The sequence below is a fragment of the Desulfosarcina cetonica JCM 12296 genome (assembly GCF_001311845.1).
Taxonomy (GTDB): Bacteria; Desulfobacterota; Desulfobacteria; order Desulfobacterales; family Desulfosarcinaceae; genus Desulfosarcina; species Desulfosarcina cetonica.
Genome location: NZ_BBCC01000528.1, coordinates 1 through 695, shown reverse-complemented (window position 1 = coordinate 695; position 695 = coordinate 1). Strand labels below are relative to the sequence as shown.

Here is a 695-nt window from a genome sequence, read left to right as displayed (position 1 = left end):
TTATCAAAAAGGGCCAACCAATCACTCAAGCGGACCGGGAGTTACGGTGCCATTTTGAACAAGTGAAATTGATTGGAAAATCGGGTTTTTTGGGACATTCGGCAGTGCCTGCTCCCGGCCCCTTACCTTGTCGTTCGGCTATCATAATGATTATGAGAAATGTAACAAGAGTATTTTTAAACTATCGTGAGAGCGTAAGAAACATATGGAACAAGCATTATGTTCCTGTGATAGAGGAACATGGTGGTTCCTTTGAGCTCGAAGAAACATTTTGCCGCATTGAAATTGAAATGTTCGACGCCCTCGTTGCTATTCCATTGGACGATGGAATTTCGAAACTCGAAAGCCATATGTCAGATCCCAAGAAAGGGCTATCTCTTTACCATGTTGTTCCATCATCTGATAATGGCGTTCCAGTTATGATAAGTCGTGAAAAGAATAAAACGCAATATTGGGATTACCCAAAAGATCGTTTATTGCCTGATGAGGTAGAAATGAGGTTTGTACGTTTTTATGATTTCAGCTCCGACGACTATAGCGATTTCAAATATGTTATGACTCAAATAATAGGCTCCCAAATTTTTCCCGATTTGGTGGGAAGACTCGCGCTTATCGATATGCAATACGCAAAAATATTAAAAGCCGAACCCATAAATTCAGCGGACGCAAAGGGCCGCGCCGCTGATTAACCCGTT

At 41.7% G+C, this 695-nt stretch carries 1 protein-coding gene; it reads left to right on the top strand.

All coding sequences use genetic code 11. The annotated features are described in order from the left end of the window. Window positions 1–689, top strand: a 689-nt coding sequence (locus JCM12296_RS40885; RefSeq protein ID WP_172684295.1) for a hypothetical protein, incomplete at its 5' end; no start/stop codon positions are given. Window positions 690–695 lie beyond the last annotated feature (6 nt).